Origin of the sequence: Amycolatopsis sp. 2-15 (assembly GCF_030285625.1) — a bacterium.
GTDB lineage: Bacteria > Actinomycetota > Actinomycetes > Mycobacteriales > Pseudonocardiaceae > Amycolatopsis > Amycolatopsis carbonis.
Genome location: NZ_CP127294.1, coordinates 1,213,481 through 1,233,390, shown reverse-complemented (window position 1 = coordinate 1,233,390; position 19,910 = coordinate 1,213,481). Strand labels below are relative to the sequence as shown.

Sequence of the window (19,910 nt, the reverse complement as noted above, 5' to 3'; positions counted from 1 at the left end):
CTCACCTGATCACAACGGGGGTGGCCTGCCGAACGTTTCTTGTACAGAGGTTTGTACAGCGGGTTCGATCTTCCGGACACGCGTCCTGGAGGGGGTTCCCGTGCACCTGAGCAGCATCCCGCTGGACTCACCGGTCGAAGTGATCGTGATCGGCGTGCTGGCCGTGCTCGCGGTCGTGGCCGTTCCGTGGTTCTGGGACCGGTGGCGCAAACGCAAGCAGCTCGGACGCAGCGCCACTGTGCTCACGGCGGTGGTGCTGGTCGTGGGGAGCGTTTCGCTGGTGGGCAACCTGATCGGCGGCTTCTTCCCCACGCTCGGCTCGCTGCTCGGCACGGGCGTGTACGCGGCCGAAAGCGTCGACGCCGAGGCCGGCGACAACGGCGCGGACCTCGACAAGATGCGCGACCTCGGCGTGGTGCACGCGCGCGAGGGCAAGGGGACCGTGCTGCACATGAAGGTCACGGGCCGGCGCACCGGGCTGGTGCGCGACGTCGCCGTGTACCTGCCGCCGCAGTACTTCCAGCTGGCCTACCACTCGCTGAAGTTCCCGGCGATCGAGTGGATCCCGAACTACCCCTCGGGCCCGGAGGTCGCCACGAGCGGCTACCGCCTGCCCGAACAGCTCGACGCGGCGATCGCCAAGCACGTGCTGCCGCCCACGGTCGTCGTGATCCCCGACCCGACGGGTGTCCCGAAGGTCGGCCACGACACCGAATGCGTCGACGAGGTCGGCGGGACCCCGAACGACACCTACCTCTCCGCCGACGTCCGCGAGTGGGCCATCCAGCGCCTCGGCCTCAACCCGGCGCGCGGCGCGTGGACCATCGCGGGCTGGTCCTCGGGCGGCTACTGCGCCATGAACCTCGTGACGCGCCACCCGCAGTGGTTCGCGCAGGCCGTCAGCGTGAGCGGCTACGACCGCGCCCAGGTCGACTCCGAAACCGAGGACCTCTTCCACGGCCGCCACGACATCGACGACGCCAACAACGTCCGCGTGAACGTGCGGCTGCACCCGTCCCCTGTGGACATTCTCGCCATCTCAGGCGACAAGGAGAGCTACGAGAGCTTCGCCATCGACCAGATCCGCGCGGCCGCCCAAGCCCCCGTCCGCTTCTCCTCGTGGCGGATCCCCGACGCGGGGCACAACATGAACACCTTCAAGTCGCAGCTGCCGGACGTCCTGGCGTGGATCGGCGCGCGCATCCCCGGGCCGTGCGCGGCCGGTCGGCAGCTCGACGTCAGCGGGGGAGTGCGGCCGTGGCCGCTGCCTTCGGCGGGTGCCCGAGGTGGACTGTCCTCAACGGACCAGTGATCAGCTTCTCAGCAGTGACACCAGGTTCTTGATGACGGCGGTGATCTTTGCCGACGCCTTGCCGTAGTCGGCGGCCGCCGGCTGTTGCGTGAGGACGGTGACGAGGAAGCGGTCGTCGTCCACCAGTCCGGTGGTGTGCAGCATGATCGAGTCGGACGGTTCGCAGCAGGACCACCCTTGCTTCACGGCGAAGTTCCCGGGCCCGAAGGCGTCGGGGATACCGAAGAACTGGCGGATGCCGTCGGCCCCGTATTCGGTCGCGTGGTGCAGCGCGTTGAGGATCACCGTGCGGTCACGCTCCGGTGCCTCGTCCATGAGGTACTGGTAGATCCTGGTGATGTCGCCGGCCGTGATCCGCGTGTCGCCCCAGTGGCCGGCGCTGGCCGGTGGCCGCGTGTTCTTGAGCCCCATGCGCGAAACGGCGTCGTCGACGATCGACGTCCAGCCGTACTGGGTCCAGAGCGCGCTGGCGGTGTGGTCGTCGCTGCGTTCCAGCATCTCCGTGACGGTCGACGCTGCCGCGCCGTGGTCGAGAGCCCGGAACGCGATCATCAGCTTCACCAGCGACGCCGAGGTGTAGGTGCGGTCGGGGTTGAGTGAGATCACCGTGGACTTGGTGCGGCGGTCGTAGACGACCACGCTCACGTGTCCGTCCGGGACCAGTTTCTCCAGCTGCTTGCCCCGATCGGCGCCAGGTTTGGCGGGGGCGTGCGACTTCGCGCTCGCGCCGCTGGACCGGGTCGGGGCCGGGGTGTCCGAGGTGTCCGGCGCGGGCTCCTGACCGCCGGTGGTCTCCGTGCCCGCCGCCGCGACGGGCGTCGGTCCCAGCGCGGTGACGATGTGGCGCTGCGGCTGCACCACCACGAGCACCAGCGCGACGAGTGCCCCCAGGCACAGCCCCACGAGGAAGAGGATGTTCACTTTGCGCATGACCGGATTTGTCCGATCACCCGTTCGGTGTTGCCGAATCGGAGGCCTTTTGTGGCATTGATCTCGAAGAAGGCCAAATCCGGTGACGCTCCGGGGGCCTGCGGGCAAGCACCGGCGTTTCACCCCGGGTGAAGACGGGGTACTTCCTCCGCGTGAGTCAGCTCACCACGGGAAGGACTGAAGTCATGGTTCATGCGCATGGAGCCCGGATCCGGGTGGAGGGTCTGCAGCCCGCGCAGGTTCTGGCCGCCCTGGTGGGCATCGCGTTCCTGGTCTACGGCGTCATCGGCTTCGCGCGGACCGGCGTCGGGGACTTCACCGGGCACCACGCCGCCGGTTTCTGGCGGTTCTCCGGCAACCCGATGAACAACCTGGTGCACGTGGTGACCGGCGTGATCGGCCTGCTGTTCGCGTTCGGCGCCGGCCGCGCGCGGACGTTCGGCTGGCTGCTCTTCCTCGGCTACGGCGTGCTGTTCGTGTGGGGCCTGATGATCACCGGCATGATCGCCGCCAACCCGTTCGTCGTCGCCGGCAACCCGCTGGACCTCACGACGCCGGACAACTGGCTGCACCTCGGCATCGCCGTGCTGGGTCTGGTGATCGCGATGGCGCCGGCGCGCCGCAAGGTGCGGCTGCCGGAGGAGGACGTGGAGCCGATCACGGCGGATCAGGCCCAGACGAGCATGATCGAGCGCGTCGAGGACGACGAGCACGCCGGGTCGACGCGGGAGATCCAGCCCCGGGAGAAGCGCGGCCCCGGTCTCGCGCACTGATTTCCCCAACACGATGGCCCGGCAACCCCCGCGGTTGCCGGGCCATCGTTTGTGCTCGGGAACTGCCCTCCTTCCGCCGCCCGTGGCCGGTTGTCCTGACGACGCGCTGTCGGGGCGCGGCGCCGGGTCTGGGGTCAGTAGCTGTACGGGTCGCTCGAAGCGCTGGGGGCCGGGGCGCTCGTGGCCGGCTTGGCCGGGGCGGTTCGGGTGCTCGCGGTGGTGCCGGACTTGCAGCCGTTGGGCTCGATCACGAACCACGTGCCCTTCACGCCCATGCCGTTGGCCTGGCCGGGCGCGGTGTCCTTCGAGTACCGGTACAGCGGCCAGCCGCCGAGCGTGGCCTGCGTGGTGCCGTCGGCGCGCTTGACGCTGCCGAGCAGCTTGGCGTCGATGCCGTCGAGTGCGACGTCACCGGTGGTCAGCACGGGCGGCCACAGCTTGGCGCAGTCACCGTCGCAAGTGGACTTCGAGGGTTTCTTGCTGTCCTTGGTGAACAGGTAGAGCGTGAAGCCGTCCTGGTCCGTCACGGCCGCGCCGACGCCGTCGACCTCGCCGGCACTGAGCTTCACAGTGTCCGAAGTGGACTTGGCCTTGCCGCCCTGGGGTGTGGCCGCGAACCAGGTGCCGTTCACGCCCTGGCCGGTGGCGTCGCCGGGCGTGGCGTCCTTGGCGTAGGTGTAGAGCGGCCAGCCGTTCACGGTCACCTGCTCGGTGCCGTCGTCGCGGGTCACGCTGCCGACGAGGCTCTTGTCCACGCCGTCGAGCTGCACGTCGCCCTTCGACAGCAGCGGCGGCCACGCCTTGGCGCAGTCGTCCACGCAGGCGGACTTCGGCGGTTTGGCGGTGTCCTTGTCGAAGCGGTAGAGGGTGTGGCCGTCGCCGTCGGTGAGGACCTTGCCCAGCTCACCGACGTCGGTGGCCGCGAGTTTGACGGCCGTCTCGGTGGCGGCCGCGGCGAGCTTGCCCTGACCGCCCCCGGTCCCGCCGCCGGGCACCGGCGCGGGTGGAGCGGTCGTGCCCGAGCAGGCGCTCAGCAGCGTGAGCCCTGCGGCTGCCGAGACGACGATGACGCCCGTGCGGAACCTGCGAAGCATGAAACTTCTCCTTGGGTACGTGGTCGCCGCGCCAGGCGCAGCTGCCGGTACCCCCCGCGTTCCGCGAGGAACGCTTCCCACCCTCCTACACGGGAGGCCGGGCGGAGCGGTTCAGCAGAAGTTGTGACTACTTTCCGTCACCCTTCGAGGGCGCGGTCGACCAGTCGCCCGGCCGCGCCCGTGTACTGGGCGGGGTCGAGGAGGTCGTCGAGCTTCGCGGGGTCGAGGACGTCGGTGACCTCGGGAATCTCGGCGAGGACCGTCCGCAGCGGCCGGTTCTCGCCGACCGCCCGCTTCGACGCTTCGCCGAGCACGTCCTTCGCGCGCGCCTTGCCGAGCAACGGCGCCAGCGCGGCCGACAGCCGCTCCGACACGATGAGCCCGTGCGTGAGGTCGACGTCCTCCCGCATCCGCTCCGCGTCCACGGCCAAGCCGCGCGCCAGTTCGACGGCCGTGTGCGCGGCCCCGCCCGTGAGGCGCAGGCACTCGCGCAGGAGCTGCCACTCGGCCTGCCACACGCCGGCGGACCGCTCGTCCTCGGCCAGCCCGGACTGCGTCACGCCGGCCGCGAGCACCGGCGCCTGGAGCGCGGCGGAGCGGATCAGGGCCGACAGCACGGGATTGCGCTTGTGCGGCATCGCCGACGAGCCGCCGCCCGTGGGCTCGGCGACCTCGCCGATCTCGGTGCGCGTGAGCACCTGGACGTCGACCGCGAACTTGCCCAGCGCCGTGGCCGCCTGCGCCAGCGCGGCCACGAGATCGGCGACGGGCGTGCGGTTCGCGTGCCAGGGCAACGTGGTGGCGGCCAGCCCGGTTTCCGCGGCGAAGGCCTCGACGAGCCGCTCCGCGTAGTCGTCGGTGCCGTCGCCGTACTCGACGTACGCCGCCAGCGTCCCGGCCGCGCCGCCCAGCGACACGGGCAGCTCGAGGCGGCGCACCCGCTCGGCCGCGTCGAGCACGTACTGCCGCCAGCCCGCGGCCTTGAGCCCGAACGTCGTGGGCACGGCGTGGGCCGTGAGTGTGCGGCCGGGCATCACGGTGTCGCGGTGCGCGCGAGCCAGGTCCGCGAGCGCCGCCGCGGTTGTCGCCAGGTCGTTTCGCAGCAGCTCCAGCGCATCCTTCGCGACGAGCATCAGCGCCGTGTCGACGATGTCCTGACTCGTCGACCCGCGGTGCACGTAGTCGGCGTGCTCGGCGCCCACTGCCGCCGTGAGCTCCTTGACCAACGCGACAACGGGATTCGCCGTCGCCCGCGCCGTTTTCGCCAACGTCGGCACGTCGATCTCCCGCGCCACCTCGGCGGCCTTCGCGGTGATCGCCTCCGCGGCCCCGGCCGGCACGGTCCCCAGCCGCGCCTGCGCCCTCGCCAGCGCCGCCTCGACCGCCAGCATCGCCCCCACCACGGCGTTGTCCCCGGTCACCGCCTCGACCGGGGTCCCGGCCCGCACAGGCGACAACAACCCGGAATCAGGATCGACGCTCATGCCGCCCAGCATCGCACGCAGGCCTCGCCGCCACCGTGCTCCTGTGCGGAGCCTCGCATCGGGTCAGTGGCCCACCGTGCCGTCGAGGGATTCGCGCAGCAGATCGGCGTGGCCGTTGTGGCGGGCGTACTCCGCGATCTGGTGCACCAGCAACCACCGCAACGTGAACGGTTCACCGGTCACCAGCGACGTCCCCTGGTCCTCCAGCGACGAAGCCGCCGCGACGATCTCCCGCGAGCGCGCGCACTCCGAGCGCCACAGGGCCATCGCCTCCGTGACGTCCCCGTCGAGGGAGTCGAAGTCCTGGTTGGGGTCGTCGTCGGAGTAGTGGAGCAGGGGAACGTCCTCACCGGCGAACTGTTGCTGGAACCACCAGCGTTCGACGCCCGCGAGGTGGCGCAGGATGCCGTGCAGGGAAAGGCCCGACGGGGGCACGGCCTTGGTCGACAGGGCGCTCTGCCCGAGGCCGGCGCACTTCAGCGCGAACGTCTCGCGGTGCCAGTCGAGGAACGCGACCAGCGTGTCGCGCTCACCGGCCAGCCTGGGGATGGCCTCTCGCGTGCCTTCGGCCACGGGCGAGAAGTGCTGGGGAATCTCCATCCGCCCACGGTCTCACCCGGCACCGACAAATCCGGCTCACCGCGTTACCAGCCGCGAAACCGCCGTGGCCAAGGCCGTCCGCTGCGAATCCGGCCACAACGCGGCGTTCCCGGCCTGCGCGATGTTGCCGTACGTCAACGCCAGGACCAGGTCGAGCAGCACGGCAGCCGGCAACGCCGACGACACCGCCCCCGAGGCCTGCGCCGCCGCGATGCCCGCCACCTTGTCGGCCATCGCGCGCTCGACCGGAGCCAGGGACGGCAGCAGATCCGGCCGTTCGAGCGCCTGCCACAGGTTGAGCCGCGCCATTCGCGGATTGGCGCGGTAAAAGTCGAAGACCTGGCACGCGTACCCCGGCAGGTCCTCGGCGTCGAACATCACCGCGGCCTGCGCCTGCAGCACCTTTTCCGTCAGCACGGCCTCGAACAGCCCGTCCTTGCTGCCGAAATACGCGTAGATCATGCGCTGGTTCGCGCGTGCCCGCTCGGCGATGCGGCCGACGCGCCCACCGGCGAGCCCGGCGTCGGAGAACTCCTCGACGGCCGCGTCGAGGATCCGGCGGCGAGTGGCGGCGGCGTCGCGGGCCGGAACCTCAGCCATGGGCCTCCACCGAGCGGCTCAGCTCCTCCCACCGGTCCAGCTCCGCGAGTTTCCGCTGCTCCGCGGGCCGGATGAAGTCCACGGCCTCGCCTGAGAGCGGCAGCCACAGCGGCGGGTCAGTCAGCTCGAACACGCTCAGGATCATCGCCGCCGCCCGCGCCGGGTCGACACCCGGGGCCTGCCCGCAGGCGTGGGCTGTGCGCATCGGCGCCAGCACGGACGCGTACGCGGGGCTCGGCTCAGGCGCGTCCATCGACGAGTACAGCGACGTCGCCATCGACCCGGCTTCCACCACCGTCACGCGCACGCCGAACCCGGCCGTCTCCAGGGCCAGCGCCTCGGAGAACCCCTCCAAGGCGAACTTCGCCGTGACGTACGGCCCGAGCCCCGCCGCCGGCGCCAGCCGCCCGCTCACCGACGAGATCTGCACGACGTGCCCCGCGCCCTGCTCGCGGAACACCGGCAGTGCCGCGCGGCTGACGTGGACCGCGCCCCAGAGGTTCGTCTCGACCTGGTCGCGGAAGTCGGCGAGCGGGGTGTCCTCGAGGCTCGAGACGTTGGCGTACCCGGCGTTGTTGATCACGCCGTCGAGCCGGCCGAACTCGTCCACCGCGACCTGCACGGCGGCCGTGGCGGCCTCGGGATCCCGCACGTCCAAGGCCACCGCGCGGGCCGACTCGGGATACGCCGAGACGAGGTCCGCGACCGCGTCGGCGCGGCGTGCCGTGGCCACGACCCGGTGGCCGGCCTCGAGCGCCGTGACCGCGAGCGCCCGGCCGAGGCCGCGGGAAGTTCCGGTGATGAGCAGGGCGCGTCCCATGGCCGTCCTCAAGTAAGTAACTGAATACTTACTACGATAGCGGAGAATCCTCCGAATTGCCACCGTCTGGCCTCGGCCCCCCTCAGCCACCGCGACGGACCGCCACCCCACCAAACGCGAGGGACTACCACCCCAGGACAGGGATCAGCTCTGAACGGTCGCCCGCAGCACCTTCCGCAGGATCTTTCCTGCGGCCGACTTCGGGATGGCGTCCACGAACTCCACCTGCCGCACCTTCTTGTACGGCGCCACCCGCTCGGCGACGAACGCCTGCACCGCGGCCTCGTCCAGTTCGGGTGACCGCCGCACGACGAACGCCTTGGGCACCTCGCCGGCCTCGTCGTCGGGCACGCCGATCACGGCCGCGTCGGCGATGCCCGGGTGGGTCAGCAGCAGCGCCTCCAGCTCGGCGGGCGGGACCTGGAAACCCTTGTACTTGATCAGTTCCTTGAGGCGGTCGACCACGTGGAACACGCCGCCGTCGTCGACGGTCACGATGTCGCCGGTGTGCAGGTAGCCGTCGGAGTCGATGGTCGCGGCGGTGGCGGCGGCGTTGTTGAGGTAGCCGCGCATCACGTTCGGCCCGCGCACCCACAGCTCACCGCGCTCGGCGTCTTCGCCGGTCACGGGGTCGACCACGCGCGCCTCGACGCTCGGCATCAGCAGCCCGATCGACCCGCGGTCGACGTCGGGCCGGTCGGCCGGGATGCCGTGGGTGCAGGGGCTGGTCTCGGTGAGGCCGTAGCCCTGCAGGACCGTGACGTTCAGCCGCGCGGCCAGCTCCTGGGCGATGCCGGCGTCGAGCGGCGCGGCGGCGCTCATCACCACGTCGACGCAGCCGAGGTCGTAGTCGGTCACGAACGGGACCTTCGCCAGCGCGAGCGCGATCGGCGGCGCGATGAACAAGTGGTCCACGCGGTGCTCGGCCACGGCGGCGAGGAAAGCCTTGAGGTCGAACCTCGGCATGGTCACCACGGTCGCCCGGTTGAGCAGGCTGACGTTCATGATCCCGTTCATGCCGTAGATGTGGAACAGCGGCAGCACGGCGATAGAACGCTTGCCCGGGCGCAGCTCCGTCAGCGGCTGCATCTGGCTGAGGTTCGCGGCGACGTTCCGGTGCGTCAGCAGTACGCCCTTCGGCAGGCCGGTGGTGCCCGAGGAGTACGGCAGCACGGCGAGGTCGTCGGCCGTCGGTTCGGGCGGCGTGGCGGCGGTGCTGGTGAGCAGGTCGTCGAGCGACGGCACGCCGTCGGCCGCGTCGAGCACCACGATCTCTTCGACGCGTACGCCTTCTTCTTTCACGGCGGCGCGTGTGGTGCCGAGCCCGGCGGAGGTGGTGAACAGGATCCGCGCGCCCGCGTCACGCAGTTGGTGCGCCAGCTCGGCGGGGGTGTTGAGCGGGTTGGCAGGCGACACCGCGGCGCCGGAGCGCAACACGCCGTGGAACACCACGGGGTACTCGGCGCAGTTCGGCGCGGCGAGTACCGCGACGTCGCCGCGGCCGATGCCGCGTTCGGCCAGCGCGGCGGCCAGCCGCTCGACGGCCGTGGCGAGCTCGCCGTAGGTCAGTCGCTTGCCCGAGCCGGCGTCGATGACCGCGGGGTGCGCGGCTTCCTCGGGTGTGAGCGAGCCCAGCAGCAGGCCGGGCAGGGATCCCTCGGGGATGACGACGTCGGGGTAGGTGCTGCGAATGGCCATCGCTCCTCCTGGGCAGGCCGCGGGTTCAGCGCGCGGGCTTGGGTTCCTTGGGCAGCCCGAGCAGCAGGTCGCCGATGATGCCGCGCTGGATCTGCGACGAGCCGGCGTAGATCGTGCCGGCGCGGGAGTTGAGGTAGACGCTGGTCCACGACGCGGTCGAGTTCGGCGCGCCGGGATCGTCGGTGTGGTACCAGTTCGGCGACGGCCGCCCCGACGGCGTGAGCGCGTCGAGGCCGAGCACGTCGAGCGCGAGCTCCGTGACCACCCGATGGTACTCGCTCCACAGCAGCTTGAAGGCCGCCGCGCGCGGCCCGGGCTCCTCGCCGTCGATCAGCTGCGCGGCCGTGCGGAGGCCGTGGCAGCGCAGCTGTTCCACCTGCACGTGGCACCACGCGACGCGGCGGCGGACGTCCGGATCGGAGTCCAGGCCGCGCTCCCGGACCAGCTCGACCAGCCGGTCGAGTTCGGCGCGGAAGCGGATCGGGGCGTGCAGCGCGGTTTCGCCGCGCTCGAAGCCGAGCAAGGTCATCGCGACGGCCCAGCCGCGGTCGACGTCACCCACCACGAGCTCGCGGTCGGTGGTGGCGTCGGTGAAAAACACCTCGTTGAAGTCGGTGCCGCCGGTGATGTTGCGGATCGGCCGGATTTTCACGCCGGGCTGGTCGAGCGGGACCAGCAGCATGCTGATCCCCTTGTGCGGCGCGGCTTCCCGATTGGTACGGGCGAGCACGAACATCCAGTTGGCCAGGTGCGCGCCCGAGGACCACAGCTTCTGGCCGTTGAGCCGCCACCGGTCGCCGTCGGGCTCGGCGCGCAGGGCGAGCGACGCGAGGTCGGACCCGGCGCCCGGCTCGGAGAAGCCCTGGGCGAACACGTACTCGCCGGAGACGATGCGCGGCAGGAACCGCCGGCACAGCTCGGGTTTCGCCCAGCGGAGCATGGTGTTGCCGAGCATGCCGATGCCGAACGCGTCGTTGTCGGAGCCGAACGGGATCCCGGCGGTGGACAGTTCTTCCACCAGCACCACGAGTTCGGCGGGGCTGAGGCCGGCGCCGCCGTATTCGACGGGCCACGCGGGCGCGACCCAGCCGCGCTCGGCCAGCGCCGCGCGGGCCCGGGTGCGGAACTCGGCGTAGGCGTCGCCTTCGAGGCCGCCGATGCCGCGCCAGCCGGGCGGCACGAGGGCGGCGACGAACTCGCGGACCTGCTCGCGAAAACTTCCCACGCGGCCTCCTGCCTGGGCGACAACTCCGTCCTGACCTCAACAGTTGCGTAGATAGACCCGATAGTCAATGCTCGGTACGGGCCTGGTTCTTCGAGGAGGCGTGATGGGTTACGCGACGACGGACGAGCAGCGCGAGCTCGCCGGGGCGGTGCGGCGGATGCTCGCCGACGCCGCGCGCACGGCGCCGCTGCCGCCCGCGTGGGAGGCCGTGGGCGCGGGCCTCGACGGAGCCCTGTGGAAGACGTTCGCCGAGGCCGGTCTGCTCGGGTTGGGCGTACCCGAAGAACGCGGTGGGTCCGGTGGTGGTTTGCGGGAACTGTGTGTGGTGGCCGAGGAAGTCGGGGCCGCGCTGCCGCGGATCCCGTTCGCCGCGGCGGTTTCCGCGGTGGCCGTGCTGAGTTCTGTGCACAATGTGGACAACCTTGTGGAGGGTTCGGCCGTGGCGGTGGCGGCGTGGGAGACGTTCCCCGTGTTTCCCGGGCATCGTTCGCCGTTGCGGCTGAGCGGATCCACTGTGGACGGTGTGCTGGGGGCGGTGCCGTTCGGGCTCGACGCGGAGGTGCTCGTGGCGGCCGTCGAGGGCCGGTTCGTGCGGATCGACCTGACGGCGGCCGGGGTACGGCGGGAGTCGGTGGGGGCGTTCGACGTGATCGAGCCGGCCGCGGCGGTGTCGTTGTCTGCGGTACCGGTTGTCGAGCTGCCCGCGGCCGACGTATCGGCGCGAGTGCTGACGGTGCTCGCGGCGGAGCTGGTCGGCACGGGGCAGCGGGCACTCGACGGCGCGGTGGAGTACGCGAAGCAACGGCAGCAGTTCGGGCGGGCGATCGGGTCGTTCCAGGCGCTCAAGCACCTGCTCGCCGACCGGTTCGTGCAGCTCGACGCGGCGCGGCTGCTGGTCGAATGGGCTGCCTCCACGGTGGATTCCGGCGTTGCCGGCCTGGCCGCGGCGCGCACCGCCGTGGCCGCCGCGAGCGACGCCGCTGATGCCGCAACCCGTGACGCGCTGCAGGCCCACGGCGGCATCGGCTTCACCTGGGAACACCCGTCACACGTCCACCTCAAGCACGCCCGTGCGCGCCGCCAGCTGCTGGGCTCGGCGGCGCGGCAGCTCGACGCGGTGGCGGAGCACGTGTTCGCCTGAAACGTGGGTGCCTCCTTGATCCGGTTCGGGTAGTTTTCCGATCCGGAAAGAGGGGAAATATTCATGCGGATCGTCGTGATCGGTGCTGCGCTGCTCGTGGCGTTGGCGGCGTGTAGTTCCGGGCCGCAGGCGAGTGCGCCCAAACCTGAGGCGCTGGGGCCGGACGGGTTGCGCGGCCTCGCGCCGGGCGTCACCAAGGCAGCCGCCGGCGCCACGCTCGCGGCCGAGCCGATGTCGGGCTTCGACGGTTGCAAGTCGTACTCGTTCGCGGGCGGGCCGGCGCCCCAGCCGGGCGCCATCGAGGAAGAGCAGCGGGCCGTCGCCAAGGCCGACGGCCTGAACCGGAAGGCCCAGGCCGCCGACGCGCACGTGCTGGATCCGGGGCTGCGTGGTTCGGCGGCCGACTACGCGAAGTCCGCCGCTGAGTCGGAGGCGGCAGCCAAGCTGAGCGCGCAAGCCGCGGCGGCCACTGTCGTCGTCACCGAGCTGCGCGAGGAGCGCGCGGCCGACCTCGCGGCGAGTGGCGGGGCGGTGTTCGCCGGGGACAAGGTGCGGTCGGTCGTGGCTCCACCGCAGGTCAAGACGCCGGAGGGGGCCGGCGCGGGCACGCCGCTCGCCGATCTGCACCGGCTCTACGACGCCACGGGCCTCAAGCCGACGCCGGAGGGGCATTTCGCGGTGGCCGTGCCGGGGCACCCGACGTGGACGTACGACTTCACGGCCGTCGGCGCGAAGGCCACGTACGTCGCGTTGCTGGACGCCTCCGTGAAGTGTGGCTGACGGTCAAATCTCCTGGTACGAGGGGACACTCCCGGCCGGTCGCCGTCGACCCGATCGCACCGCGCGTGGTCTGATCGGCCTCAGGAGTTCTTGCTGAAGGAGAGCGCGTGACGAGGTTTGAGTTTCCCGGGTCTCAAGGCACGTCGCTGGCGGCGCGGCTCGAATTGCCGGAAGGCGCGCCCAAGGCGTACGCGCTCTTCGCGCACTGCTTCACGTGCAACAAGGACGTGGTCGCGGCGACGCGGGTCGCGCGGGGGCTCACGGCGTTCGGCGTGGCCGTGCTGCGGTTCGACTTCACCGGGCTCGGCGGGTCGGAGGGCGAGTTCGCCAACACGGACTTCAGCTCGAACGTCGGCGACCTCGTCGCGGCCGCGAACCACCTGCGCGACGAGTACGAGGCGCCGCAGCTGCTGATCGGGCACTCGCTGGGTGGGGCGGCCGTCTTGGCGGCGCGGCACGCGCTGCCGGAGGTGCGAGCGGTGGCGACGATCGCCGCACCCGCGGATCCGCAGCACGTGGCGAGGCTGCTCGGCGACAGCCGTGAGGAGATCGAACGGCAGGGCGAGGCCGAGGTGGTGCTGGCGGGGCGGCCGTTCCGCATCCGCAAGCAGTTCCTGGAGGACATCGCGGCGCAGCCGCAGGCCGAGCGCATCCGCGGGCTGAAGGCGGCGCTGCTGGTGATGCATTCGCCGGTCGACGCCGAGGTGGGCGTGGAGAACGCCCGCATCATCTTCGACACCGCGCGGCACCCGAAGTCGTTCGTCGCGCTCGACGGGGCCGACCACCTGCTCACGGGCCGCGCGGACGCCGCGTTCGCCGCGGACATCCTCGCCACCTGGGCCAAGCGCTACCTGGTCTGACCGCGGTGAAGGGCCCCTCGCGGAGCCCTTCACCGGCGGCGGTCAACCGAGCACGTCACGCCACTTGTCGGCCAGCGACGTGAGGAACGCCGGGTCGCTGGAGGCCACCTTGGGGAAGGTGGCCAGGCGTTCGAAGGGGCGGCACGCGTCGATGATGGCCCGGCTGTTGTAGGCGGGAGAACCGTCCACGTACAGCGGGTCGAGCTTGCTGCCCCACGTCTGCTTCATGATCTCGATGTCGCGGGACGGGTCGCTGCGGGTGGACATGGCCCAGATGACCTCGTCCGGGTCGGCGGGATCGACGTCGTCGTCCACGACCACCACGTAGCGGTTCATGTACGCCGCCGCGGGGCACTGCGCGGCCAGGTACGCGACCTGCCGCGCGTGACCGGGGTACTTCTGCTGCAGCGAAACGGCGATGAACAGCCGCCCGCCACCCGATTCGTGCGCCCACGCCTTCACCACACCCGGCACGCCGGTGGCGGCGAGCTCGTCGTGGATCATCGCCGACTTCATCACGGTCCGCATGTACGAGTAGTCGTGCGGCGGTTTCCCGGGCGGCGCGCCGAGCAGGATCGGGTTGTCGCGGTAGTACATCCGCGTGATGTCGATGGCCAGGTTCGGCCGGCGCTTGCCCGAGTAGTACCCGGTCCACTCGCCGAACGGGCCCTCGTCGCGCTGGTGGTCCGGCCGCAGCCAGCCCTCGATGGCGATCTCGCTGCCGGCGGGGATGGGGAGGCCGGTGTCGGGGCCGAGGACGACCGGCACCCGCGAACCCAGCACCGCGCCCGCGTACTCCAGCTCCGAAACCCCGCCCGGCACCTCCGTGCCGCCGAGGACCAGCAACAGCGGGTCGTGGCCGAACGACACCGTGACCGGGGCGCGGCCTTCCTTCTCGAACCACGCCCGCACGTTCTGGTCGCCGTGCTTGCCGGGGACCATGGCGACGGTGACGCCGCGGCCGTCGTCCTGGACCTCCATGCGGTAGCAGCCGCCGTTGTGGACGCCGGTTTCCGGGTTGGACGTCACCACGAAGCAGCCGGTGCCGATGAAGCGCCCGCCGTCGTCCGCGTGCCAGCGGGGCACGGGGAAGTCGAGGAGGTTGACCTCGGTGCCGGGCACGGAGTTGGCCAGCAGCGGCGCGTCCGAGACCGGCAGCACGGGGAAGTCCCGCGCCGTGGCCGACCACTGGGACGGCTTCCCGCGCAGGGCGTCCACTACGCCGACGGAGTCGAGGTCCTCGCCGAGGCGCAGCGTGCGGCCCAGCCGGCGGGGTGAACCCGTGCTGCCGGTCAGGACGCGCAGGCCGCTCGCGTAGCCCTTGATGTCGTCGAACAGCAACGCGGGCGGCGGGTCCATCCGGTAGCTCAGCTCGGCGATGCCGCCCAGCTCGAGGTCCCAGTCGGCGCCCTTCACGTCACGCAGCTCGCCGTAGCCGGCGATCGCGTCGAGGTGCGTGCGGAGGCTGAGGAGAGGTTCGTCCGTCACTGCGGGCCGCCGAAGAACGCGGCGAGCGAGGGCCACAGATCCGGTCGCTCCAGCAGGCTGAGGTGCCGGGTCTTCTCCAGGACGCGCAGCTCGGCCCCGGCGATGCCCGCGGCCAGTGCCTCGGACATCTCGGGCGGAGTCGCGTAGTCCTCCTCGCCGACGAGAACGAGCGTCGGAGCCGCCACGTCACCGACCCGCGCACGCGCGTCCAGCCCGCCCAGCGCCCGGCACGCAGCCCCGTGCGCGGCCGAGTCCGTCTTCAGGAAGATCTCGCAGACGCGCTCGACCTCGTCCGGGTGCTCGGCGAGGAAGGGCGCCGCGAACCACCGGTCCCGCTGGAATTCCAGCTGCTTGTCCCGGGCAACCGTCGTCGCGCGCTCGGCTCGCTCCGCCCAGACCGGCACGGCGTCGTCACCGTAATACGCCGTGCCGTCGGCCAGGACCAGCCGGTGCACGAGCTCGGGCCGCGTCGCCGCGAGGGTCAGCGCGGTGCTGGCGCCCATGGACAAGCCGACGACGTCGGCGGGACCGGCGTCCGCCGCTTCCAGGACGGCCGCCGCGTCCGCCGCCATGTCGTCGACCGTGAAGTCGGCACCGTCCCAAGTGGACTCGCCGTGGCCTCGTGCGTCCAGTGCGAGGACCTGCGCCTTGTCCGAGAAGAACCGCGCCACCGGGTCCCAGACCGCTCCGGACAGCGCGAGCGGGTGCAGGAGCAGCAGTGGCCGGCCGGACGTTCCCGTCCGGTGGACGTGCAGCGTGCCCTGCGGGGTTTCGACGTTCACGCGGTGGCCCTTTCGTTCCGGGCGGCCCGGCGCGTGGCCGCGGCCTTGATCGCGGCGTGGATCTCGGAGTACGTGCCGCAACGGCAGATGTTGCCCTCCAGGTGCTCCACGACCTCTTCGTCGGTCGGCTGCGGGTTCTCGCCCAGCAGCTCGTGGGCCATCATCACGAACCCGGGAATGCAGTAGCCGCACTGCATCGCGCGGTTGGCGACGAACTCGTCGACCACCTCGTCGTCGTCCGGCAGGCCGTCGGCGGTGGTGATCTCGGCACCGTCGAAGCGCGCGGCCCGCGAAAGACACGTCGACACGCTCTTGCCGCCGACCAGCGCCGTGCAGGCGCCGCACGCGCCGACGCCGCAGCCTTCGCGCACGCTCGTGGTGCCGAACTCGCGGCGCAGCACGTCGAGCAGCAGCTCGTCGTCGGCCACGCCCAGCTTGCGGCGCAGGCCGTTGACCTTCAGTTCGATCTCCCTCACGGCTGTTCCTCCAGCGCGGTCAGGACGCGTTCGGGCGTCAGGGGAAGCGTGGTGATGCGCACGCCGGTCGCGTCGCGCACGGCGTTGGCGATGGCCGGCGCGAGCGGGATGATGGTGGTCTCGCCGACGCCCTTCGCGCCGAACGGACCCGTCCGATGTGGACTCTCGATGATGATCGGCGTGAGCTTGTCCGGCATGTCCTTGATGGATGGCAGCTGGTAGTCCAGCAGTGTGCCGTTCACGATCTGGCCCTCGTCGAACACCATCTGGTCGAACAGCGCGTGCCCGATGCCCATGATTGCCGCGCCGGAGAGCTGCTGCTCCACCATCGCGGGGTTGATCGCGCGGCCCACGTCACCGGCCACGGCCAGGTGCTCGATGTGGATGCGCCCGGTCGCCGTGTCCACGGTGAGCTGCACCGCGGCCGCACCGGCGAACCAGTGCTCGGTGACCTGCGGCGACAGGCCGTTCTCGTGGTCGTACGGCTGCCACGACGTGCTGAAGTTGGCCTCCGCCGTCAACGTCGTGCCGCGCGCCCCGAAGTGCCCGTGCAGCAGTTCCGAGACGGACACGGTCTCCTGCGTCTGCGCGCTGACGAGACCGTCGGACGTGAGCTTGATGTCCGTCGCCTCCACACCGAAGCGCTCCGCCGCCAGCTCCACGAGCTTGTCGCGCATGTTCTCCGCGGCCAGGCGCACGGCGTTGCCGGTGTGGTAGGTCGAGCGGCTGCCGGCGGTGATCGTGTCGTAGGGCGTCACGTCGGTGTCGGCTTGGATCACGCGCACGTCGCCCTCGCCGAGGCACAGCACCTCGGCCGCGATCTGCGCCATGATCGTGTCGCTGCCCTGGCCCATGTCGATGGTGCTGATCAGCAGCGACGCCGAGCCGTCCTGGTTGAGCTGGACCACGGCGTTGGAGATCGTCGGCGTCAGCACGGCCTTCACGCCCACCGCGACGCCGCGGCCGCGTACCAGCGTGCCCTCCTGCTTCACGAACGGCGTGCCCCACCCGATCGCCTCGGTCACGGCGTCGAGGCTGCCGAGGAAGTCGGCGCTGTGCATCGGCGTGCCGACGGGCGCGATGTCGCCTTCGCGCAGCATGTTGCGGCGGCGGAACTCCACCGGGTCCTCGCCGAGCTGCCGCGCGAGCTCGTCGGCCAGCGACTCGTGCGCCCACGTCACCTGCGGCACACCGAACCCGCGGAACGGCCCGGCCGACGGCTTGTTCGTGTACACGCACCGCGACTTCACGCGAACGTTTTCGATCTTGTACGGACCCGGTGCGACCAGGCCCGACTTCGCGGTGATGCGCGGGCCGACGTCGGCGTAGGCGCCGGTGTCGTAGCGAACGTCCGAAGTGGACGCCACGATCATGCCGTTCTCGTCCGCGGTCATGCTGCCCGCCACCGCGCAGCCGTGGCGCGTGGTGAGCAGGAACGCCTCTTCACGCGTCGCCGTGATCTTCACGGCCATCTTCTGCGTCCACGCCAGCGCCGCGACCAGCGGTTCCAGCCGGTCGTACATCTTCGCGCCGAAGCTTCCGCCCAGCGGCGCGGTGCGCACGCGGACGCGGTTCAGCGGCAGGTCGAGCAGGTCGGCCAGCGACTGGCGCACGTACGACGGCGTCTGCGTGGTCGCCATCAGTTCCAGCCGCTCGCCCTCGCACCAGGCGGCCGCGTACGGCAGCTCGATCGGCACGTGGTGCGTCGGCGGGCACCAGAAGTCGTACGACACCGTGGTGCCGCTGACGCTCGACGGGTCGCCCTTGCGCAGGTTGTACTCGTAGTTCACGTTCGTGTCGCGCTTGCCGCGCAGGTGCTTCAGGTCGCCGAAAACGATCGACGGCCGCAGCTCGTCGTGCACGAACGGTGCCCCTTGCACAGCCTTGTCGACGTCGTGCACCGGCTCGAGCTCGTCGTAGGAGACCTCGATCAGCTCGGCCGCCTCCCGCGCCTGCTTGACGCCGTGCGCGATCACCGCGGCGATCGGCTCGCCGACGTAACGCACCTTGCCGTAGGCGAGGCACGGCTGGTCGGAGAACGCGGGGCCGGTCATGAGCCGGTCGCCGAACTCCGCGTACAGGTCGGCGCCGGTCACCACGGCGACCACGCCCTCGGCCGCGAGCGCGCGGCTCGTGTCGATGGCGGTGATCTTCGCGTGGGGACGGGTGCTGCGGTGCACGGCGACATCGAGACACGGGCGCACCGGCTGGTCGGCCGCGTAGCGCAGCTCGCCGCGGACCTTGGCCCGGCCGTCGACACGCGCCCAGCGCTCACCGACGGCGGCGACCGAAGATCGAGACTCGACGGTGGTCATCGCTGCCCTCCTTCCAGGAATTGCGGATGGCTTCTTCAACGGCCACGAGGCCGAGACGCCGCTTGTAGTCGGAACTCCCGCGCACGTCGGGAAGCGGGTCGAGCAGCGGCGTCGCGGCGTCCTTCGCCGCGGTGACGACGTCGTCCACCGACGTGTCGGCCGCTGCCTCGAACTGCAGGAACACGGGCACGTGGCTCAACGCGCCGAGGCCGAGCCGGACGTCGCGCTTGCCGCGCGAGCCCTGGACCACGAGCGCGGCCGCCGAAGCCGCGGGCCAGTCGTTGGCCGCGAGGCTGGAGAGCTTCGCGAAGTGCGCGCCCGCGGACTCGGGCTGGCTGGGGATCTCGATCGCCGACACGAGCTCGCCGTGCTCCAGCGCGGTCTGCTGGAAGTCGACGAAGAACTCGCGCGCCGGCACTTTGCGCGAGCCGCGGCGCGAGGTGAGCTCCACGGTCGCGTCGAGCACCATCAACGCCGTCGGTGGGTCGAGCCGGTAGTCGCCGTGGGCGATGTTGCCGCCGACGCTCGCCGTGTTGCGCACTCGCGGGTTGGCCACGCGGCCGTAGACCTCGGCCGCGATCGGGGCGACCCGGCGCACGATCGGGCTGGTCTCCATGCTCCGCAACGTGACCAACGGGCCGACACGCAGCCCCTTCGACGTCTCGGTGATCTCGTCCAGGCCCGGCACGCCGCCGATGTCGACCAGGTCCGTGGCGAACAGCACACCCTGCTTGAGCAGGATCTGCACGGCCGTGCCGCCGCCGTAGACCATCGTGTCCTCACCGTCGTCGAGGAGCGCGCACGTCTCGTCGAGCGTGGTGGGGTAGTGGTAGGCGGTCATTTCTTGCCACCGAACAGCTTGGCGAGCAGGCGGCGCCACCAGGATTCCTTCGCGGGCGCGGCGGCACCGGCCGGCGTCTCGGCGACCCGCTTCTTCGGGCCTTCCCGCTTGGCGATCACACTCGCGAGGCCGGGGTTGTCCGGCCCGGGCGGGCCCGCGGCGCAGATCTCGGCGAACGCGGCCACGAACTCCCGCTCCACCTCCTGCGAGCGGCGCCGGACGATCGACTCGCCCATGCGCCCGATCTTGCCCCAGATCGCCACGTCGAGGCTGTAGTCCACTTTGGACGACGAATCGCCCTCGGGCTGCACGCCGAGCCGGGCGTCGATCTTGATCGAGCTGCCGAGCTTGTGGTCCTCGCCCTTCAGGAGGGCTTTGACTTCCTCGGGCTCGGTCAGCTCCGTGATCTCGGCGGAGAACCCGGCGCTGAACTTCACGTGCGCGATCTCGTTGACCAGCTTGCCGCGGTAGTGCGTGCTGTCCGAACGGACGAGCTCCGCGGCGCCGGGGATGGCGACCCGCATCGTGTCGGGGTCGAGGAAATGGGCGAACACGCGTTTGTGGTCCGCGGGGACGACAAAGGAGGATCCAAGCTTCATAATGACCACCATAGAGGACTAAGTGTCTGCTCCACAGGACGTTAACACGGTCGTGGCGAGTCCGGAAAGGGCTCGGCTACCGTGCGCTGAAG

The 19,910-nt window shown here is 71.1% G+C and carries 19 protein-coding genes; 5 read left to right on the top strand and 14 right to left on the bottom strand.

All coding sequences use genetic code 11. The features are described 5' to 3' along the window. Positions 1-100: 100 nt before the first annotated feature. A complete protein-coding gene (locus QRX50_RS06080) occupies positions 101-1,312 on the top strand; it encodes an alpha/beta hydrolase (protein ID WP_285970978.1) in 1,212 nt (403 codons plus the stop codon). Here QRX50_RS06080 and QRX50_RS06075 read toward each other — a convergent pair whose 3' ends face one another. Further along, the gene (locus QRX50_RS06075) at positions 1,313-2,242 is read right to left on the bottom strand and encodes a serine hydrolase (RefSeq protein ID WP_285970977.1); all 930 of its coding nucleotides are present in this window, start codon (positions 2,240-2,242) and stop codon (positions 1,313-1,315) included. Positions 2,243-2,457: 215 nt separating this feature from the next. On the opposite strand from QRX50_RS06075, the gene QRX50_RS06070 reads away from it, so the two are divergent. Further along, positions 2,458-3,015 carry a DUF4383 domain-containing protein gene (locus QRX50_RS06070; protein ID WP_285970976.1) on the top strand — a complete coding sequence of 186 codons (558 nt, stop codon included), beginning with the start codon at positions 2,458-2,460 and terminating at the stop codon, positions 3,013-3,015. Positions 3,016-3,149: 134 nt separating this feature from the next. Here QRX50_RS06070 and QRX50_RS06065 read toward each other — a convergent pair whose 3' ends face one another. The 7 genes from QRX50_RS06065 to QRX50_RS06035 form a co-directional block, all read right to left on the bottom strand. Continuing rightward, positions 3,150-4,109 (bottom strand): SCO0930 family lipoprotein, encoded by a 960-nt coding sequence (locus tag QRX50_RS06065; RefSeq protein WP_285970975.1) that lies wholly within the window; start codon positions 4,107-4,109, stop codon positions 3,150-3,152. Between the two features lie 137 nt (positions 4,110-4,246). After that, the gene (locus QRX50_RS06060; protein ID WP_285970974.1) at positions 4,247-5,593 is read right to left on the bottom strand and encodes a nitrosuccinate lyase; all 1,347 of its coding nucleotides are present in this window, start codon (positions 5,591-5,593) and stop codon (positions 4,247-4,249) included. Between the two features lie 63 nt (positions 5,594-5,656). Then, a complete protein-coding gene (locus QRX50_RS06055) occupies positions 5,657-6,193 on the bottom strand; it encodes a DinB family protein (protein ID WP_285970973.1) in 537 nt (178 codons plus the stop codon). A gap of 36 nt (positions 6,194-6,229) precedes the next feature. Then, a complete protein-coding gene (locus QRX50_RS06050; protein WP_285970972.1) occupies positions 6,230-6,793 on the bottom strand; it encodes a TetR/AcrR family transcriptional regulator in 564 nt (187 codons plus the stop codon). Then, entirely contained in the window at positions 6,786-7,613 is an 828-nt protein-coding gene (locus QRX50_RS06045; RefSeq protein ID WP_285970971.1) for an SDR family NAD(P)-dependent oxidoreductase, read from the bottom strand. Before QRX50_RS06045 ends, QRX50_RS06050 begins: the two co-directional genes overlap by 8 nt. Positions 7,614-7,757: 144 nt before the next feature. Next, entirely contained in the window at positions 7,758-9,311 is a 1,554-nt protein-coding gene (locus tag QRX50_RS06040) for an AMP-binding protein (protein WP_285970970.1), read from the bottom strand. A 25-nt stretch (positions 9,312-9,336) separates the two neighbouring features. Then, positions 9,337-10,536: an acyl-CoA dehydrogenase family protein gene (locus QRX50_RS06035; RefSeq protein ID WP_285970969.1), complete on the bottom strand. Its 1,200-nt coding sequence runs from the start codon at positions 10,534-10,536 to the stop codon at positions 9,337-9,339. Positions 10,537-10,639: 103 nt separating this feature from the next. Between QRX50_RS06035 and QRX50_RS06030 the strand changes: the two genes are divergently transcribed. The 3 genes from QRX50_RS06030 (at position 10,640) to QRX50_RS06020 (ending at position 13,317) form a co-directional block, all read left to right on the top strand. Beyond that, on the top strand, positions 10,640-11,677 hold the full coding sequence (locus tag QRX50_RS06030; RefSeq protein ID WP_285970968.1) for an acyl-CoA dehydrogenase family protein: 1,038 nt from the start codon (positions 10,640-10,642) through the stop codon (positions 11,675-11,677). A 63-nt stretch (positions 11,678-11,740) separates the two neighbouring features. Next, complete coding sequence (locus tag QRX50_RS06025; protein ID WP_285970967.1) at positions 11,741-12,457, top strand: hypothetical protein; 717 nt, start codon at positions 11,741-11,743, stop codon at positions 12,455-12,457. Between the two features lie 107 nt (positions 12,458-12,564). Next, positions 12,565-13,317, top strand: a complete 753-nt coding sequence (locus tag QRX50_RS06020) for an alpha/beta hydrolase family protein (RefSeq protein WP_285970966.1) — start codon at positions 12,565-12,567, stop codon at positions 13,315-13,317. A gap of 42 nt (positions 13,318-13,359) precedes the next feature. On the opposite strand, the gene QRX50_RS06015 is transcribed toward QRX50_RS06020, so the two are convergent. Genes QRX50_RS06015 through QRX50_RS05990 form a run of 6 tightly spaced genes read right to left on the bottom strand, consistent with a single transcriptional unit; the run spans position 13,360 to position 19,818 of the window. Beyond that, the gene (locus tag QRX50_RS06015) at positions 13,360-14,805 is read right to left on the bottom strand and encodes a UbiD family decarboxylase (protein WP_285970965.1); all 1,446 of its coding nucleotides are present in this window, start codon (positions 14,803-14,805) and stop codon (positions 13,360-13,362) included. Beyond that, positions 14,802-15,587 (bottom strand): alpha/beta fold hydrolase, encoded by a 786-nt coding sequence (locus QRX50_RS06010; RefSeq protein ID WP_285970964.1) that lies wholly within the window; start codon positions 15,585-15,587, stop codon positions 14,802-14,804. Before QRX50_RS06010 ends, QRX50_RS06015 begins: the two co-directional genes overlap by 4 nt. After that, positions 15,584-16,063, bottom strand: a complete 480-nt coding sequence (locus QRX50_RS06005; RefSeq protein WP_285970963.1) for a (2Fe-2S)-binding protein — start codon at positions 16,061-16,063, stop codon at positions 15,584-15,586. The genes QRX50_RS06010 and QRX50_RS06005 overlap by 4 nt, the downstream gene beginning before the upstream one ends. Beyond that, positions 16,060-18,378, bottom strand: a complete 2,319-nt coding sequence (locus tag QRX50_RS06000) for a xanthine dehydrogenase family protein molybdopterin-binding subunit (RefSeq protein ID WP_285970962.1) — start codon at positions 18,376-18,378, stop codon at positions 16,060-16,062. Before QRX50_RS06000 ends, QRX50_RS06005 begins: the two co-directional genes overlap by 4 nt. After that, positions 18,335-19,219: an FAD binding domain-containing protein gene (locus tag QRX50_RS05995; protein WP_285970961.1), complete on the bottom strand. Its 885-nt coding sequence runs from the start codon at positions 19,217-19,219 to the stop codon at positions 18,335-18,337. Before QRX50_RS05995 ends, QRX50_RS06000 begins: the two co-directional genes overlap by 44 nt. Continuing rightward, positions 19,216-19,818 carry an SRPBCC family protein gene (locus QRX50_RS05990; protein WP_285970960.1) on the bottom strand — a complete coding sequence of 201 codons (603 nt, stop codon included), beginning with the start codon at positions 19,816-19,818 and terminating at the stop codon, positions 19,216-19,218. Before QRX50_RS05990 ends, QRX50_RS05995 begins: the two co-directional genes overlap by 4 nt. Positions 19,819-19,910 lie beyond the last annotated feature (92 nt).

Bases quoted from the DNA above. Each gene is read 5' to 3' on its own strand.
- QRX50_RS06075 (WP_285970977.1), bottom strand. From the start codon at position 2,242: ATGCGCAAAGTGAACATCCTCTTCCTCGTGGGGCTGTGCCTGGGGGCA.
- QRX50_RS06065 (WP_285970975.1), bottom strand. From the start codon at position 4,109: ATGCTTCGCAGGTTCCGCACGGGCGTCATCGTCGTCTCGGCAGCCGCA.
- QRX50_RS06060 (WP_285970974.1), bottom strand. From the start codon at position 5,593: ATGAGCGTCGATCCTGATTCCGGGTTGTTGTCGCCTGTGCGGGCCGGG.
- QRX50_RS06055 (WP_285970973.1), bottom strand. From the start codon at position 6,193: ATGGAGATTCCCCAGCACTTCTCGCCCGTGGCCGAAGGCACGCGAGAG.
- QRX50_RS06050 (WP_285970972.1), bottom strand. From the start codon at position 6,793: ATGGCTGAGGTTCCGGCCCGCGACGCCGCCGCCACTCGCCGCCGGATC.
- QRX50_RS06045 (WP_285970971.1), bottom strand. From the start codon at position 7,613: ATGGGACGCGCCCTGCTCATCACCGGAACTTCCCGCGGCCTCGGCCGG.
- QRX50_RS06040 (WP_285970970.1), bottom strand. From the start codon at position 9,311: ATGGCCATTCGCAGCACCTACCCCGACGTCGTCATCCCCGAGGGATCC.
- QRX50_RS06030 (WP_285970968.1), top strand. From the start codon at position 10,640: ATGGGTTACGCGACGACGGACGAGCAGCGCGAGCTCGCCGGGGCGGTG.
- QRX50_RS06025 (WP_285970967.1), top strand. From the start codon at position 11,741: ATGCGGATCGTCGTGATCGGTGCTGCGCTGCTCGTGGCGTTGGCGGCG.
- QRX50_RS06000 (WP_285970962.1), bottom strand. From the start codon at position 18,378: ATGACCACCGTCGAGTCTCGATCTTCGGTCGCCGCCGTCGGTGAGCGC.
- QRX50_RS05995 (WP_285970961.1), bottom strand. From the start codon at position 19,219: ATGACCGCCTACCACTACCCCACCACGCTCGACGAGACGTGCGCGCTC.
- QRX50_RS05990 (WP_285970960.1), bottom strand. From the start codon at position 19,818: ATGAAGCTTGGATCCTCCTTTGTCGTCCCCGCGGACCACAAACGCGTG.